This is a genomic window from Thalassotalea nanhaiensis (assembly GCF_031583575.1).
GTDB classification, from domain to species: domain Bacteria; phylum Pseudomonadota; class Gammaproteobacteria; order Enterobacterales; family Alteromonadaceae; genus Thalassotalea_A; species Thalassotalea_A nanhaiensis.
This window is the reverse complement of the sequence record NZ_CP134146.1, coordinates 1,450,006-1,467,744: the sequence shown is the minus strand read 5'-3', so window position 1 is coordinate 1,467,744 and position 17,739 is coordinate 1,450,006. Positions and strand designations below refer to the sequence as shown.

Annotated in this window: 11 protein-coding genes; 4 read left to right on the top strand and 7 right to left on the bottom strand. The window is 39.7% G+C overall.

Going from position 1 to position 17,739, the window contains the following annotated elements:
* Nucleotides 1-22: 22 nt before the first annotated feature.
* Nucleotides 23-1,315 (bottom strand): metal-dependent hydrolase family protein, encoded by a 1,293-nt coding sequence (locus RI845_RS06545; protein WP_348388936.1) that lies wholly within the window; start codon nucleotides 1,313-1,315, stop codon nucleotides 23-25.
* Nucleotides 1,316-1,430: 115 nt separating this feature from the next.
* Here RI845_RS06545 and RI845_RS06540 point away from each other — a divergent pair, with 115 nt between their 5' ends.
* Nucleotides 1,431-2,105 (top strand): porin family protein, encoded by a 675-nt coding sequence (locus tag RI845_RS06540; protein ID WP_348388935.1) that lies wholly within the window; start codon nucleotides 1,431-1,433, stop codon nucleotides 2,103-2,105.
* A gap of 53 nt (nucleotides 2,106-2,158) precedes the next feature.
* Here the strand turns inward: RI845_RS06540 and RI845_RS06535 are convergent, their stop codons facing one another.
* The 3 genes from RI845_RS06535 to RI845_RS06525 all read right to left on the bottom strand — a co-directional run bounded on the left by RI845_RS06535 (nucleotide 2,159) and on the right by RI845_RS06525 (nucleotide 5,801).
* Entirely contained in the window at nucleotides 2,159-2,641 is a 483-nt protein-coding gene (locus RI845_RS06535) for an FKBP-type peptidyl-prolyl cis-trans isomerase (protein ID WP_348388934.1), read from the bottom strand.
* A gap of 242 nt (nucleotides 2,642-2,883) precedes the next feature.
* Complete coding sequence (gene pntB / locus RI845_RS06530) at nucleotides 2,884-4,260, bottom strand: Re/Si-specific NAD(P)(+) transhydrogenase subunit beta (RefSeq protein WP_348388933.1); 1,377 nt, start codon at nucleotides 4,258-4,260, stop codon at nucleotides 2,884-2,886.
* A gap of 11 nt (nucleotides 4,261-4,271) precedes the next feature.
* A complete protein-coding gene (locus RI845_RS06525) occupies nucleotides 4,272-5,801 on the bottom strand; it encodes a Re/Si-specific NAD(P)(+) transhydrogenase subunit alpha (protein ID WP_348388932.1) in 1,530 nt (509 codons plus the stop codon).
* Nucleotides 5,802-6,221: 420 nt separating this feature from the next.
* On the opposite strand from RI845_RS06525, the gene RI845_RS06520 reads away from it, so the two are divergent.
* The gene (locus RI845_RS06520; RefSeq protein ID WP_348388931.1) at nucleotides 6,222-6,662 is read left to right on the top strand and encodes a hypothetical protein; all 441 of its coding nucleotides are present in this window, start codon (nucleotides 6,222-6,224) and stop codon (nucleotides 6,660-6,662) included.
* 513 nt (nucleotides 6,663-7,175) lie between these two features.
* Here RI845_RS06520 and RI845_RS06515 read toward each other — a convergent pair.
* Both RI845_RS06515 and RI845_RS06510 read right to left on the bottom strand, forming a co-directional pair.
* Nucleotides 7,176-10,286 (bottom strand): efflux RND transporter permease subunit, encoded by a 3,111-nt coding sequence (locus RI845_RS06515; protein ID WP_348388930.1) that lies wholly within the window; start codon nucleotides 10,284-10,286, stop codon nucleotides 7,176-7,178.
* 10 nt (nucleotides 10,287-10,296) lie between these two features.
* Nucleotides 10,297-11,448 (bottom strand): efflux RND transporter periplasmic adaptor subunit, encoded by a 1,152-nt coding sequence (locus RI845_RS06510; RefSeq protein WP_348388929.1) that lies wholly within the window; start codon nucleotides 11,446-11,448, stop codon nucleotides 10,297-10,299.
* A gap of 302 nt (nucleotides 11,449-11,750) precedes the next feature.
* Between RI845_RS06510 and RI845_RS06505 the strand changes: the two genes are divergently transcribed.
* Together RI845_RS06505 and RI845_RS06500 are read left to right on the top strand one after the other, a co-directional pair.
* Complete coding sequence (locus tag RI845_RS06505; protein ID WP_348388928.1) at nucleotides 11,751-14,882, top strand: efflux RND transporter permease subunit; 3,132 nt, start codon at nucleotides 11,751-11,753, stop codon at nucleotides 14,880-14,882.
* A gap of 20 nt (nucleotides 14,883-14,902) precedes the next feature.
* Nucleotides 14,903-15,952 (top strand): efflux RND transporter periplasmic adaptor subunit, encoded by a 1,050-nt coding sequence (locus RI845_RS06500; RefSeq protein WP_348388927.1) that lies wholly within the window; start codon nucleotides 14,903-14,905, stop codon nucleotides 15,950-15,952.
* A 406-nt stretch (nucleotides 15,953-16,358) separates the two neighbouring features.
* Here RI845_RS06500 and RI845_RS06495 read toward each other — a convergent pair whose 3' ends face one another.
* Nucleotides 16,359-17,681: a sugar MFS transporter gene (locus tag RI845_RS06495; RefSeq protein ID WP_348388926.1), complete on the bottom strand. Its 1,323-nt coding sequence runs from the start codon at nucleotides 17,679-17,681 to the stop codon at nucleotides 16,359-16,361.
* Nucleotides 17,682-17,739: the final 58 nt, after the last annotated feature.

The window sequence follows — 17,739 nt, the reverse complement described above, 5'->3', positions numbered from 1 at the left end:
CCATATTTAGTTGGATGTTTAATTATAAATTTTTATAAACTTTACCGTTTTTCATTACAAACTCAACTTGTTCAAGTTGGCTGATATCTTTTAAAGGATTTTCGTCCATGGCAATGATATCTGCAAATTTACCCGTTTCCAAAGTTCCTAACGTGTCACTTTTGTCAATTAAATCAGCAGCATTAACTGTGGCTGACTTTAAGATATCCATCGGTTTCATGCCGGCATTAAACATTAATACCGCTTCTCTTGCATTCGTGCCATGACGGGAAACACCTGAATCAGTACCAAACGCAATTTTAACCCCTGCCTCATAAGCTCGACTAAAGTTTTTCAGCATGTCGCCACCGACCCTAATAGCTTTTGATTTTACCGCTTCAGACATAAAAGTACTGGTTTTAGCCATATTAACAACCGTATCACCGGCTAATAACGTAGGAACTAAATACGCGCCAGAGTATTTAAATAACGTAATAGAGTCTTCATCTGCATAACTACCATGCTCAATACTATCAACGCCGGCGCGTAACGCAGCATTTATTCCATCTGCTGCATGCGCATGACTAGCAACTTTGCGCCCTAAAGCGTGAGCTGTTGCGACGACTTCTTTAAGCTCATCATCAGCCATCTGTTGCCCTGTTCCGGTATTAGTATCAGACAACACGCCGCCGGTTGATGCTATTTTGATCATGTCGGCGCCATATTTAATCGCGTTACGAGTTGCTTTACGACATTCTGCACCACCATCACAAAGCGTGCTTGGCGAGTATTTTTCAATTAAGTCATGACGCATACCATCTACATCTAAATGACCTCCAGTTACCGATACTCTACCCGAGGCGATAACTCTGGGCCCATCAATCCAACCTTTATTAATACCATCGCGAAGTGCATATAACGATTGCGGATCGCCACCTAAATCACGCACGGTAGTAAAACCCGACATTAAGGTTTTCTTGGCAAAGCTGACACTTTGCATCGCCGTATCTTCAGCAGACATTTTTAATTTGTTGCTCGCTTGGTTGTCACCATACTCAAATTGCATGTGTACATGCATATCCATTAAACCTGGCATAACAAAACTGTCTTTTAAATCAATCAGAGTAGCGTCTTTATCTATGGACTTGGCGCGAGTGAAGCCTTCTTGAATGTCTGTAATTTTATTGTCAGTTATAATAATGGTTTGATTTTTCAGTACTGTTTTACCAGGTACGGTTAATAACTCTCCCGCATGAATAACTTTAATATCAGCAGCTTGTATTGATAATGGCAATGCTGACAGGATTAACAGCGCGAGTTTAGATTTTTTAATCATTGGAAGCCTTAATTTTTTATTTTAATTTTTGTATTCGAATAGCACAGAGAGTTACTTAATAGCCTATTATTAACATATACAGATAAAAATTCTATTTTTTCTTTTAGGTGTTGCAATGAAACAATTAAGTAGCATAACAATTAAGGTATTTATCTTGGTTTTGCTAATAGTTATTAGCTTCAATGTGTTAGCAAACCAAGGAGCTTGGTATATAAAACCAAGTATTGGTGCGTCTGCTTTCGATGATACTGATGCAGAGCTAAATTCTGTTGTAGGTAGTACTGAAAAAATCGACATCGAATTCGATCCAGGGCTAACGCTAGGTATTGGTTTAGGATATTTTTTTACCGATAATATATCGATGGAATTGAGTATCAACCAACATGAAAACGATGCAGATATGACGTTTAGCAGTGTTGGCATCGAAGCAAATGATAAAGTGAGCGGTGAATTCAAGGTTAGTTACCTAACGATAAATAGTTATTGGCATGTTCAACGTAAAGGTGCGTGGCGTCCGTATTTAGGGCTAGGTGCAGGAGTAACAACAAATGCAGAAGTTGATGTCGACGGTACTAGCAATAAGGTAGCTCTGGAAAGCGATGGAGATTTGGTTTTACAGTTGATGTTTGGTTTTGATTATGAACTGACCCAGCAATTGGCACTGTTAACTGAGTTAAAATACACCAATATAGAGCTAACTGATTTAGAGCAAAACTCTGCAGATCAACGACTCGATAATTTGCAATACAATCCGTTCACGCTACAGTTTGGCTTACTTTACTCATTCTAATAGCAATCCGTATAATGATTCCCATTATACGGATTAATACATGCAAAACCGGGTTAGTGCTGATGTCCGCCAACACCATGGGCATGGCCGTGTGATATTTCACTTTCTTCGGCTTCGCGCACATCAATAACTTCGATATTAAAGTTTAACGTATGACCCGCTAATGGATGGTTAGTATCAACCGTCACCATAAACTTGCCAACTTTAACGACAGTTACCTGGCGTTGGCCTTGTTCAGTATGAACAACGGCTACCATACCTGGAGCCCATTTTTCTGCGCCTTGCAAATGTTTAGCTGGTACGCGTTGAATCGCTTCTTCAATGTACTCACCGTAACCGTCTTCAGGGCTAACCGTAACATCGAATTTATCGCCTTTTTCTTTACCTTCCAAGGCGTTTTCAACACCAACGATCATATTTTTGTGGCCACATAAAATGGCTACCGGATCACCACCAGTCGAGTCTTCAATTACATTACCTTCCTCGGTTTTAAGTACATAGTGAAATTGAACGATAGTATTTTTGCTTACTTTCATTGTGAGCTCCTGAATCTGGGATAGATTAAAATTAATATGAAATCTATTATATCTTACAAACTCCCAAAAAGTCATTATCCTTTAAGAGCCAGTGAGTTAGGTAGAAGTGGCTATCGCAGTGAAACGTATTCGAAGCGCTAGCGTATCCGAAGTAGCGAAGCTACATATTCGACATTAAAGTGTCCAAAAAATAAAGCCCGCATATTTGCGGGCTTAGATATCTTTAATTGCAGCTTTAAAACTTAAAGTGCTTTAAAAATTTTCTCTACAGAGTCTTTAGCATCACCAAATAGCATTGCCGTATTATCTTTAAAGAATAATGGGTTTTGTACCCCTGCATAACCAGTGTTCATTGAACGTTTAAATACAATAACTTGTTTTGCATTCCATACTTCACAAACAGGCATACCAGCTATAGGACTTGTTGGATCTTCTGCGGCGGCAGGGTTAACCGTATCGTTAGCACCAATAACAAGTACCACATCAGTTTCAGGGAAGTCATCATTAATTTCTTCCATGCCTAACACGATGTCATAAGGTACTTTTGCTTCTGCTAATAACACGTTCATATGACCTGGTAAACGACCAGCTACAGGGTGAATAGCGAAGCGTACTTCTATGCCACGGTCTTGCAGCGCACGAGTAATTTCATACACAGGGTATTGAGCTTGCGCAACAGCCATACCGTAACCAGGAGTGATAATCACAGACTTTGCTTCTGTTAATAAATCAGCAGTCGCTTCAGCTGTAATCTCTTGATGCTCACCATAATCTACATCTTTAGCAACCTGTACATCAGTACCGAAGCCACCAGCAATAACACTGATAAACGAACGGTTCATCGCTTTACACATAATGTATGAAAGAATGGCACCAGAAGAACCAACTAAAGCACCAGTGATAATTAGTAAATCATTTCCTAGCATGAAACCTGCTGCTGCAGCGGCCCAACCAGAATAAGAGTTAAGCATAGAAACAACAACTGGCATATCCGCACCGCCAATTGAAGCCACTAAATGCCAACCGAATAAGAAAGCAATAGCTGTCATTATCAATAATGGCGTTAAAGCACCGCCAGCCTGCACAAAGTCAACCATCAGGTATACACAAACGATACCCGCAATTAAGTTTAATTTATGACGTTGTGGCAACATTAACGCAGATGTATTGATAATACCTTTTAACTTGGCGAAAGCGACGATAGAACCTGTAAAGGTAACTGCGCCAATAAACACGCCTAAAAACACTTCAACATTATGTATTGTTAGTGCTGCACCAACAATTAACATACTGTGATCTAAAAAGCTGTTGTAACCAACAAATACCGCGGCTAAACCAACGAAACTATGTAGCACAGCAACAAGTTCTGGCATTTCGGTCATTTCAACTTTTTTAGCTAAACGTAAACCAATAAGACCACCAATAACCATACAGGCAACAATTAATGGCACGCCAGTAACTGCTGGGTTAACAACCGTAGCAATTAACGCAATAGACATACCAATGATGCCGTACCAGTTACCCGCCTCTGCCGTTTCTTGCTTGCTTAAACCAGCAAGACTCATAATAAATAACAAGGCCGCAATAATATACGCAGCTGTAATAATTCCTTCAGACATATTAACTACTCCTATTTCCGAAACATTTTAAGCATACGTTTGGTGACAAAAAAGCCACCGGCGATATTAATGGAGGCAATGAGGATTGCAATCCCCGCAAGTATTTGTACGGCAAGTGAATCACTACCGACTTGTAATAAAGCTCCCACAACAATAATGCCAGAAATTGCATTAGTAACACTCATTAATGGTGTATGTAATGCGTGAGTAACGTTCCAAACTAAATGATAGCCAACAACACAGGCCAATATGAATACTGTAAAGTGCGATAAGAAATCAGCAGGGGCAACACTTGCTACCCAAGTAAACCCTATTGCGGCAGCTGCCATACAAGCGTACTTAACAGTGTTTGATTTAGGTCCTTCCTCAACCACTTCAACTGGCGCTTCTACTTTAGGCGCTGCAGGTGCTGCTGAAACTTGAATAGGCGGAGGTGGGAAAGTAACTTCACCATCTTTAACCACGGCCATATTACGTAAAACAACATCATCAAAATCAATATTAATGTTACCGTCTTTTTCTTTACACAATAACTTCATTAAGTTTACTAAGTTATTGGCATACAACTGACTTGACTGGTTAGGTAAGCGAGAAACGAAATCAGTGTAACCAATAATCTTAACTTGATTTACTTCGTTTATTTCACCTGGCACTGTTAATTCACAGTTACCACCACCTGGTGCGGCTAAATCGACAACGATAGAACCAGGTTTCATCGCATTAACCATTTCTTCGGTGATCAATTTCGGCGCTGGACGGCCAGGGATCATCGCAGTAGTGATGATGATATCGACATCTTTGGCCTGCTCTAAAAATAACGCCATTTCAGCATCAATAAATGCCTGACTCATCTCTTTAGCGTAACCGTCACCACTACCGGTATCTTCTTCTTCGTAATCGAGCTCAAGGAACTCGGCGCCCATACTTTCGATCTGCTCTTTCACTTCAGGACGCGTATCAAAAGCACGAACAATTGCACCTAAACTACCAGCGGTACCTATGGCGGCAAGACCGGCCACACCAGCGCCAATAATCATAACTTTCGCTGGTGGAATTTTACCTGCTGCAGTGATTTGGCCCGTTAAAAAACGCCCAAAATGATTCGTTGCTTCAATAACAGCACGGTAACCGGCAATGTTTGCCATTGAACTTAACGCATCCATAGATTGTGAACGCGTCATTCTCGGCACCATTTCCATGGCTAGAGTGTCTACATTTTTAGCACTTAATTGTTCTAATAACTCAGGCGTTTGAGCTGGGGCAATAAAGCTTACTAATTTAGCACCATCTTTTAACAGCTCAACTTCAGCTGATTCAGGCTTATTAACCTTCATTACAATATCTGCTTGCCAAGCTTGCTCTTTGGTAACAATTGTTGCACCTGCGTCTTGATAAACGGTATCGTTAAAACTGGCTTTATCACCAGCGCTCTTTTCAACTGCAACTTCAAACCCAAGCTTTATTAGTGCCTGAATAGATGCTGGAGATGCCGAAACACGGTTTTCACCATTTAGTGTTTCTTTAGGTATTCCGATTTGCATTGAGTTTACCTTCATAAATTATTGTCATTTTAAGTACTTCATAGATTAGTACAATTTATTCGATCGTATAGAAGCCAGTTGTATTTATTTGTTAACTGGCTGAATTTATTAATATCACTAATTTGCTTAAAAAAGAATCCAGACGTTAAAGTTTTGTAACTTTTGCATATAAAAAAGCATAAAATGTAAAATTTCACACGCCAAAACGCTCAAAATAAGTTATCTTTAATAAAGTAACCAAACGTAGATAACAAAAATATACATCCCTAATACGAATTACTGTATAAATAAAGTAGTTTTGTATAAAAAAAGCACACGCCATATTGTGACTTGGGAAGTGATTAAACTATTTAACTTTAATGAAAGTTAAATATTAGTAGAAATTGATCACTTCGTGCTAACGGATGCGATAAGCAGGGTATGAAGAAATTAATTTTGTTGCTTATGGTTTGGCTTAATTTTAGCGCTACAGCTGTGGCTGAAGAAGTGCTGTCTGAAGAGTCAATAAACCGTATTGCACAACAATTTATCGATTTTCACAAAACAGAAGCGAAAAACCTTCTGCAAGCTGTGCTATCTCCAAATCTATCAGTCACTATTACACAAGGCTCTAGCGGTTACGGCTTTGTTCTTAACTACACCAAACCTGAGTACATAAATTATTTAACTCAAAGCCATAAGAGCCGATCTAGAATAGGTACTGACGTTTCGTTTATTTCGTCTGAAATATTAGGTAATCGTGAAGCTAAGATCATCTTGCGTTACCGCTCGAAAAAACTCAATAAATACGTATGGGTAGAAGGTATCATTAGCATAGTTGATGGTGACGCGATGGTAGTGCAGCTCGAAGAGTATACTTAAAAGCTGGCTTCGAGCTTCTAGAAACGAGAAACGAAGAGCAGCCACCATATCCCTGTGCTATTCATCCCCTCCACAATAGTTAGAAAAAATACACCGTCATCCTGTGCGAGCCAAAGCGAGATACGGGACCTTCTGCAGTATAATGTTGTTCTAAATGGTAAAATATTGTTTTGTAGGCACGTTATAACCCAAAACGAAGAGCTACCCTATTGAGGCACGATGTGAATTTAGGAGGTCCCTCATCTCGTTCCACTCGTGGGGGATGACGCGGTTAATTGTTTCTAAGTATTATGAGTGATCACGAGGTTAGAAAATTTACACCGTCATCCCGGAATCGCGCAGCGATATCCGGGACCTCCTGACGTATAATGTGGCTATTAAAATGAAATAGCTCGAATAAATCGCCATCAACACGACGCTCTTCGATTTTAGTTTCTCGTCTCTCGTTTCTAATTTATCCCTCAAAAATAAAAAGGCTGCACGATTGCAGCCTTTGTTTTAAAAGTATTTAAATCACCCTTTGAGCTTTTCCCTAGTGCTCTGAATCATCACATAACACACAGGAATAATAAGCGTACCAATTACCAACGCAACAGACATACCACCAAAAACAGTAATACCTAGAGATTTTTGACTAAACATCCCTGCCCCTGTTGCCATTACTAACGGAATAATACCGGCGATGAATGAAACCCCGGTCATACATACCGCACGAAAACGTAATTGTGCCGATGTGCTCGCAGCTTCTAATATCGATTTATTCTCATCTTCTCTAAGGTTTTTGGCAAATTCAACAATTAAAATTGCATTTTTTGCAGCCATGCCGATAAGCAATATAAGACCGACCTGGGCAAATAAATTCAGCGGTAATCCAACAGCATTTATGGCACCTAAGGCGCCAGCAATAGCTACTGGAACAACCATAATGATTGAAACTGGTATTGACCAGCTTTCATATTGTCCAACTAAAAACAAATAGATGAACACTAATGCCAGAGCATAGGCGTAAATCGCCATATTACCTGCTTCAATCTCTTGATAAGTCATGCCGGTCCATTCATATTGAAAGCTTTGAGGGAGCACGTTTGCCGCAACCTCCTCTAAAGCTGCAATACCATCACCTGAGCTATACCCAGGACTTGCTGAAGCTCGCACGCTTACTGAATTAAACAGGTTATAGCGTTCACTTAAATCCGGACCGTGAATGTCTTTTACCGACGCAACGGTCGACAATGGGATCATCTCGCCGCCTTTATTACGCAAGTATATCGACTGTAGATCTGAAATCGTTCCCCTGTATTCAGGCTTTGCCTGCATGATAACTTTATACGTTTGCCCAAATTTATTGAAATCATTGATATAAACAGAGCCTAATTGCGCTTGTAGGGTACTGAAAATGCTATCCACGCTTATACCTAGCGTTTTCGCTTTGGTACGGTCCACATCAATAAGGTATTGCGGAACATTGGCTCGATAAGTACTGTAAACACCGGTAAGTGCAGGATGTTCATTCGCTTCTACAACAAACTGGTTTAGTACGCTGGCAAGTTCAGATGCAGATGCACCAAGCTTATCTTGTAATATAAACTCTAACCCCCCAACAGCTCCCATACCTGGTACAGCAGGGGGAGCAATAGCAAACACTTGTGCCTCAGGTATGTGTAAAAAGGCTAGATAGTTAACTTTTTGTGTTATTGCAAAAACAATATCTTGACGAGCAACCCGTTCATCCCAATGCTTTAACACCATAAACATTGACCCTGCATTACTCTGTGCAGCACCGTTTAAAATACTATAACCAGAAACAGAGGTGATACTTTCTATTCGTTCATCCTGTTGCAGTTGGGTAGTCAGTTTGGCAAGAACGTCTTCTGTACGACCAATTGAACTCGCATCAGGTAGTTGCACACTGACGATAAATATACCTTTATCTTCTGGAGGGACAAATCCGGTTGGTGTTTTAACAAAACCATAACCCAGCACTACAAAGAGAGCGATTAAAGCAACCGCCATAGCAAAAGCTTTACGGATCAGCACCGCAACGGCTGCACCATATTTATCTTTTATAAAGTTAAAGCCGACATTAAATTTTTTAAACCACGTAGCTTCTTTCTCATTTGCTTTTAGCAGTAATTTACATAAAGCCGGTGACAACGTTAACGCATTTAATGAGCTGAACAATACCGCTACACAAATAGTCACGGCGAACTGACGATACATAATTCCGGTTAAACCAGGCAGCATTGCCACAGGAATAAATACCGCTAACAACACTAACGTTGTCGCGATAATAGGCCCTGACACTTCTTCCATAGTTTTAGTAACGGCTGTCTCTGGTGTCATCGATGGGTCTTCGCTTAAATGTCGCTCAGTATTTTCAACCACCAAAATTGCATCATCAACAACCACACCAATGGCTAAAATCAAACCAAATAAGGTGACAGTGTTTATCGACATTCCCGCTAATAATAATACGGAAAATGAAGCAACTAGAGATACAGGTATGGCGATTGACGGCACCAATGCTGCACGCCAACTTCCTAAAAAGACAAAGGTTATAGCGATTACCAAGCCGATTGCTTGTAATAATGAAATCACCACTTTTGAAATAGATGTACTCACATATCGAGTCGTGTCGTAGCCAATTGAATACTCAAGACCGGTAGGAAAACCATGAGACATATCGGCAACCAATGCTTTGACTTTTTCTCCTGTTTCTAAAGCATTAGCACCAGGTAAAAGGTACAACGCTATTGTGGTAGCATCCTTACCGTCTACTTGCGTACTAACGGCATAGTCTGCTTGGCCCAACTCTATATCGGCAACATCTTTTAATAATACTAATGAGCCATTTTGCTCTGCTCGCAAAACAATATCTTCAAACTCTTCAACTGTGGTTAACTTGCCTTTTGCCTGTAATGAATATTGAGTTTGAATGTTACTATCAAACGGAGGTGCACCAACTTTACCTGCTGCTACTTGAATATTTTGCTCTTGCAGTGCGGCTTTAACATCACTAGGAGTAACCTTTAGACCAGCCATCAACTCAGGGTCAAGCCAAATGCGCATCGAATAAGCTGCTTCGCCCATAATAGTCGCTTCTGAAATACCATCGACACGCTTTAACGCATTTAACAAATTAATTTTGGCATAATTTGATATGAACACGCGATCAAATTCATCGTTATTGGTGAATAGATTCACTAAAAACAACATATCTGGTGACTGTTTCTTGATGGTCATGCCAGCAGTTCGAATTTCGGTCGGTAATTTAGGCTCAGCCATAGATACTAAGTTTTGTACCCGAACTAAAGCCTGATCAGGATCTGTACCAACAGCAAAAGTCACGGTGAGTTTATAGGTACCATCATTGGCACTTTTGGATGACATATAAATCATGCCTTCAACACCGTTTACTGCCTCTTCTATAGGCTGGGCTACGCTTTCTTTAACTACAGATGATGAAGCACCGGCATAGTTTGCACTCACCACAACTTGTGGCGGAGCAACACTGGGGTATTCCGATACAGGTAAATTAATACCTGAGATGATACCTGTTAAGGTCAGTACTATAGCAATAACTAAGGCCAGTTTAGGCCGAGTAATAAACGTTTTACTTATCATTATTTATCGCCTATGAGTTACTTGGACTTTGACTGGTTTGGTCTGCAGACTTTGTTTTGACTACTTGGCCTTGACGTATTTTTTGTACTCCGCGCGTAACAACCACATCCCCAACTTGTAAACCATCCTCAACAATAACTAATAAATCAACTCGTTTACCCAAATTTACATTGTTGCGCATTACTTTATTGCCCTCAACAATAGTCATTACATAATCACCTTGCTGGTCAGACTGAACTGCTGTTTGCGGGATCATTAATGTGTCAACACTTGCTTTCGATTGTACAATTACAGTCACATATTGACCTGGTTTTAATACCCCTTGAGGATTAGGTATTGTTGCTCTTACTTCCATAGAACCAGTTTCAGGATTAACCCTGTTGGATACAAAGTCAATTTCACCTTGATGTTCATAAATGTCTGTTTTATCAAAAGCAATTAATATTGTTGGTTTTAACGCTGCCATTTCATCTTTACTAAGATGAGCTTTTTGTAATTTACGAACCATTTTCCAATAAGCTGACTCACTGATTTGGAATGGTACTTCCATGGTGTTTATCGAAACAATTGTGGTTAAAGAGCCGACTTCAGGGCTTACTAAATCCCCTACACTGAATTTACTTCGATCTATTTTTCCAGATATAGGCGCAAGAATACGGGTATAAGATAAGTTAACCTGCGCACTATCAAGCTTTGCGTATGCGGCTTCTACTGCAGCATTACTTTCTGCTACCTTATCTTCAAGGGCATCAAGTTCAGAGTCAGAAATATAACCATCGGGTTTTAATTCCTGCCCGCGGTTAAAGTTCTTTTTAGCAATTTTAAGCGCCGACAAGGTTTTTGCAACCTCGGCTTTCACTTGCTTATATTCCGCTTGTAACTCTTTGTCATTTAATTCAATTAACACATCACCCAGTTCAACATTACTGCCCTCTTTAAAATTAACCTTGGTGATCCGTGCCTTCACTCGCGCTTGGATCTCAACATCACTTGAAGCCGTTAACCGACCGACAAAAGTATTAGAGGTTTGATAAGGGTATTGCTCAGCAGTTTTCACCACTACTTCAACCTGTGGTTTTTCACGTTTTTGTTGGCCGCAAGCAAGCAAACTTAGCAACATTATTATTATTAGAGGTGTTTTGATCATGTTCGTTGGTTTCATAAAAATTCCGAAGATATAGATATAGTGGTATAAGACAAATTACAAGTACTTACACTGAGTATAGACATTTTTTACATTATGACCTAAAGACATTGATATTCATCAAAAAGTTGCAAAATTTTTGTAAAATATAACCCGGAATTTGTAACTTAACGTAACCACTGCGTTATTGGTCTCAAAACAAGCAATTTAGCCAATTAATCCATTACACTGCTTGAAATAATTAGAAACACTTTGCAAATGTTAATATTTTGTAAGCTCTTTATAATGTGCAGCAGCAATAACTAGATTGGAATTTTGTAATGAATTTAACCCGTAGCTCCCTAAATAACCCCGCAGCTATTTTAGTGATTGTGGCGCTTATTTTCGTATTCGGAGCAATAAGTATTGCTAAACTGCCAATCCAATTAACGCCTGATATTGAACAACCGCAAATAACAATTTCTACCGGGTGGCGCAGCGCCTCTCCGCAAGAAATGGAATCGATGATCATCGAGCCACAAGAAAATGTGGTAAAAAATACCCGTGGTGTCACTGATGTTACCACCAGCATCAATAGTGGCTTTGGTAATATTACCCTAACATTTGATGTGGGTACTAATATGCAACAAGCCATGCTTGATGTAATTAATAAGCTGAACCAAGCGCCACCTTTGCCACTTGATGCCATAGAGCCAGTAGTCGCTGCTGGCGGCGGACGAGGCGGCCCAAATGCGGCATCTTTATTGGTAAAAATACTCGATAATAACCCAGATAAAAACATGGGTAATTATCAAAAACTGATTGAAGATGTTGTCGAGCCTAGACTCGCTCGTATTCCTGGCATTGGACAAGTTAATTTAAATTCAAAAAGACCAAAAGAGTTACGCATTAGTTTTGACCCTTATAAAGCGGCGGCTATGGGCATTGAACTAGGTAAAATTAGTTCAACAATTGCGCGCTCAGCCGATATATCCGGCGGTTTTGCAGATGTAGGAAGACGTCAATATACCGTTCGTTTCATTGGCCAATTTGACGTTAGTAGTCTTAATGACATGATCATCGGTTATCAAAGTCAACGTCCAATATTTTTAAAAGATATCGCCAGCATAGAAGAAACATTGGTTGACCGCTTTGGTTTAACTCTACGAAATGGTAACCCTGCTTATTACATCACCGTTACCCGCAATAATGATGCAAATACGGTTAAATTACTCGATGATATAAACCTTGCCATTAATGAACTTAATTCAGGTGTATTGGCACAGCATGGTGTAAAGATTGATTTAAGTTTTGACTCATCGGTACATATTAGAAATGCCCTTACCTTGGTAAAAAGTAACCTTGGTTTAGGCGTATTGTTGGCGTTAGGAATTTTGTGGTTGTTTTTGCGAGGCTTAAAGCCAACGCTAATTATCGCCAGCACGATTCCAATTTCATTAATGGTAGCATTTTTAGGCTTAAGTATTTTTGATCGCAGTTTAAACGTAATATCTCTTGCCGGTTTAGCGTTTGCGGTTGGTTTAGTCCTTGATGCTGCAATTATTGTTCAAGAAAATATTGTTCGGCTAAGAGCAAATGGCGTTAAAAATCACAAAGCCGTTATTCTTGGTGCATTTCAGGTTACCGGTGCATTATTTGCGTCTACCGCAACCAGTGTCGCAATTTTCCTGCCTATTCTGTTTATGCAAGGCATTGAAGGACAGCTGTTTTCTGATTTAGCGTTAACGTTATCAATCGCGGTTGTTGCTTCATTGGTCGCTGCCATTACCGTATTACCTATTGCCAGTAAGTTTTGGTTAAAAGACTTACCCAAAGCCGATCCATTTGAGCACTATTGGCAAAAAATCACCAATCTGGTGATGCGTTTAACAAACTCTTCAATGAAGCGGTTTACTTGGATAGGACTCTTATTAGGTGGCTCAATAGCACTAAGTGTCATACTTATCCCTAAAACTGACTTTATGCCAAGAACACCAATTGATGGATTCTTCTTTAATATCAGTTTACCGCCGGGCGGTAACTTAAACTTTATCGACCAAGAAATGGCACAACTGGTTAAGAAACGTATTCAACCACATTTAACGGGTGAGCAGTTACCTAAAATTAAAAGCTATAATTTTTACTCCTACGGGGCAAGCTTCAGTGGTGGCTTTATCTATGCTGACGACCCAAGCAAAGTAGAAGAGCTGATGAATATTGTTCGAAGCGACATCCTTGCTGATTTACCAGATACCCAGGTCTATTTGTTTAGAGGATCTATGATAAATGTTAGCGGCGGTGGTAACGGTCGTTCGATTAATTTAGACATTCAAGGGCCAAACCTGGAAGAGCTAATGTTAACTGCTCAAGAAGGCATAGGCGCAATCAGTCAAAACATGCCGGGGGTGAATGCGCAGCCTATTCCTGGTTTATCTATGGCTGAGCCTGAACTGCAACTTATTCCTAATGATCGCCGTATTGCGCAAGCGGGATTAAATAGAAATGATGTGGCTAATGCTGTAAGAGCCTTTACCGATGGATTATTTGTAAGTGAGTACTTTGATGGTAACGATAGAATGAATATCATTTTACGTGGCTCACAATGGTCAAACCCTGATGAATTAGCCTCGTTGCCAATTTATACGCCTTTGGCTGGTGTGCAAACACTTGGAGAGCTTACTCAAATTAAACGTACCGTAGGTCCTACTCAATTACGTAGAGTTGATGGTAAACGCACAATCAGCTTAAGAGTGTCTCCACCAGAAGATATGTCGCTTGAAGAAGCAATAAGTACGTTGAATGAAAAAGTGATCCCGATAATGAATAAAGTATTACCTGCTAATGCCACGATAAAGCTCAGCGGTAACGCTAATAAAATGAAACAAGCGATCACCGATATGATCACGAACTTTGTATTAGCCCTGGTCATTTTATTTTTACTGATGACCGCACTATTTAAGTCGGCAAAAGACAGTATGTTAGTGCTGTTAGTTATGCCTATGGCTGTGGCCGGTGGCGTTGCGTCATTATCTTTATTAAATCTAGTGACATTTCAATCATTAGATTTGTTGACCATGATAGGTTTTATTATTTTATTAGGTTTGGTTGTTAATAACGCAATTTTGCTCGTTGATCAAACCCGAGTAGCAGAGTATGAAGGTGCAAATCGTAGAGTTGCGGTAGCACAAGCAGTACGAATAAGAGCGAGACCTGTATATATGAGTACGCTAACCAGTATTTTTGGCATGTTACCGTTAATGGTAATGCCGGGCGTTGGTGCTGAAATATATAGAGGCTTAGCAACAGTTATTGTCGGCGGCATGGCAATAAGTGCGATTTTTACCTTAATACTTCTTCCTAGTTTATTACGCTTAGGCGAGGAATCAAACAAAGGTAGTTTTGACAATATAAGTGCTAAAGATTTGCATATAGACAAGTTAAATAATGCACAATCAACAGCAGTGAATGAGTAATAATTATGAAGATATTTACAATGAAATCAGCAGTACTTCTTAGTAGTTTGTTATGCATCAGTAACTTGGCATATGCACAGGCTGAACGCCCTGCAAGTCCGGTTAAAGTGGAAGTCGTTAAGCAAACAAACTTATCACCAAGTGCCAACTTATTAGGTACTGTGTACAGTCGTTCGAATGTAGCGATTACAGCCGGTGTAAATGGGCAGTTACAGTGGATAATTGAACCTGGAAGTTACGTAAATAAAGGCGACACATTAGTAAAAATGGATACCCTTCCGCTTGAATTATTGCAACTGGAAAAGCAAGCTCAAATAAAACGTGAAAATATTAATTTAGCCTACTTAAAACGTGAGTTAGCTCGATTACAAACATTAAAAGCGCAAAACAATACGGCAGAATTTCAACTTGATCAAACACGTTCAAAATACGAATTAGCCGAGGCTGATCTAGAAATTGCACAGTTAAAACTAAAACAAATTAACGATCAATTGCAGCGAGCACATATCACCGCCCCGTTTACCGGCGTGATCACTGAACGTTTAGAGCGTGAAGGGACAGACGTTAACCGCTCGCAAGTGTTATTAAGGTTTATCGATACTGAAAACTTGAAAGTTCGCTTATTTGTTCCAATTCGTTATATGGCCTTTATTAAAAGAGACAAACCATTAACTGTATTTAGTGACAGCTACCAAACTCAAGCAAAAATTGACGCGGTGATCCCGTCTGCAGACCCTCGCTCACAGACGTTTGAATTACGTATTTCTTTAGATAATGACAGTGTTCAACATTGGACTGCCGGCGAGCTGGTTAAAGTAGAAATTCCTGTACAGGCTGAAATTCAAACGTTGGCGATTCATCGTGATGCCCTTATATTACGTAGAAATGAAACCTATGTGATGAAAATTGATCAACAAAATACTGCCCATAAAACGACCGTTACTGTTGGTGATGGTCAAGGTGATTGGGTTGCTATTAAAGGTGACTTAGAAGCTGGAGATAACGTTGCTATTCGCGGCGCCGAGCGTTTACAAGAGGGACAAAAAGTTAGTATTCAGAAGAAAAGCTGAAAACAGAAATAATAAGCTAGAAACGAGATCCTAGAAAAGAAAAGCCTTTGATAGATTAAGTTTGTGTTTATAACAACAGGTATTGTGTATTTGAAAGTGGACAACAATTTTTTTAGATGGATATTCGCTGTTCATTTAAAAGCCACATAAATATTCCTTCCTGAACTCGTTTCAGGATCTAGATAAAGGTCAGCTCCTGAAACAAGTTCAGGAAATAAGTACCTACTAACCGGAGTTATGTCATGCTCTTAGTTTCTCGTACCTAGTCTCTCGTCTCTTAAATTACAAATCTATAGCCATCCTTGGCGATTTTGCATTCCATCATCCATGAAGTAAAAAGCCCTGACTCCGAAAAGTCAGGGCTTTTATTCTCTAGGGAGAGAGAACTTTGCGTTTGCGCACTAAGCTATGACCAACTACGCATCTTATGGCCTTTTAAAGCATAGAATAAAATAAATAAGTAGCAAGGTAATCCTACCCAATAGGCGACTTGTGTATCACCATTAAGCTCAGCAATTTTGCCAAAGACTAATGGTAATAGTGCACCACCAGCGATACCCATAATAAGTAAAGCAGACCCCTGAGCGGTGTATTTACCTAAACCATCTAATGCCAATGGCCAAATAAGTGGCCAAACCATGGCATGTGACAAGCCCATTAATGCAACAAATGTTACTGAGTTTGGAATAACAGGAATACCTGACCAGCCCCATAATGCATCAGCAATACTAGTACTTGTGGTAGAGCCAGTTACTACCCCTAAAATACATAATGCTCCGGCAACTGAACACACTATTAACGCCGTTTTTTGATTTGCGTATTTTGGTATTGCAACAATACCGATGATATAACCTATTACCATACCTACCATGGTATACGAGGTAAGTGATGCAAAATGCTCTACGCCAATGCCAGAACCATATAAGCCAATAGTATCGGCAGCAATAACTTCTACACCAACATAAGCAAATAATGCAACAGCACCTAGAATTGCTTGCGGAAAATGTAATATGCCCGTGGTATTTTCAACATCAGTCTCTTCTTCTTCAATATGCAGTTCTGGCAAATTAGAAAACTTAACTAACGCAATCAAGGCACATAAAACGATGGCCATGTAAATATAAGGCATGACTAATTGTGAAGATAATTCTTCAATTCTTGCTGCGCGTGTTGCGGCATCTAAACTGGCAAGAGCATCTTCAGAAAAATCCCCCATGCCTGATAGTACTAATGCGGTAAATAAAATTGGTACTAAAACACCTGCACTTTTGTTGATGATCCCCATAACAGAAATACGAACTGCGGCAGTTTCTTTTGGTCCAACATGCACTAAATAAGGGTTAGAAGCGGTCTGTAAAATGGTTAAGCCTGTACCCAGTGTAAATAACGCTACTAAAAAGAATACGTAGTTTGCTGTGGTTGCTGCTGGTATGAATAACAGGGCACCAACAACCATAATAGCAAGGCCTACAGCCATACCGTTTCGATAACCGGTTTTACTTAATATGGTCGACATTGGATAGGCCATTACCGTGTAAGCAATGTAAAATGCGAAGGTCACGAATAACGCTTGAAACTCGTTTAATTCACAAATTATTTTTAAAAACGGAATTAATGATCCATTTAGCCAAGTGACAAAACCAAAGATAAAAAACAATATGCCAATTATCATCATTGGCACAAAACTACTTTGAGAATTGCTCTGTGTGTTTGCTGTTGTTGTTGTCATAATTTCGCCTATATTAAGCTGATATTGTGTTTATTTTTATTATTGTTCTAAATTGTTG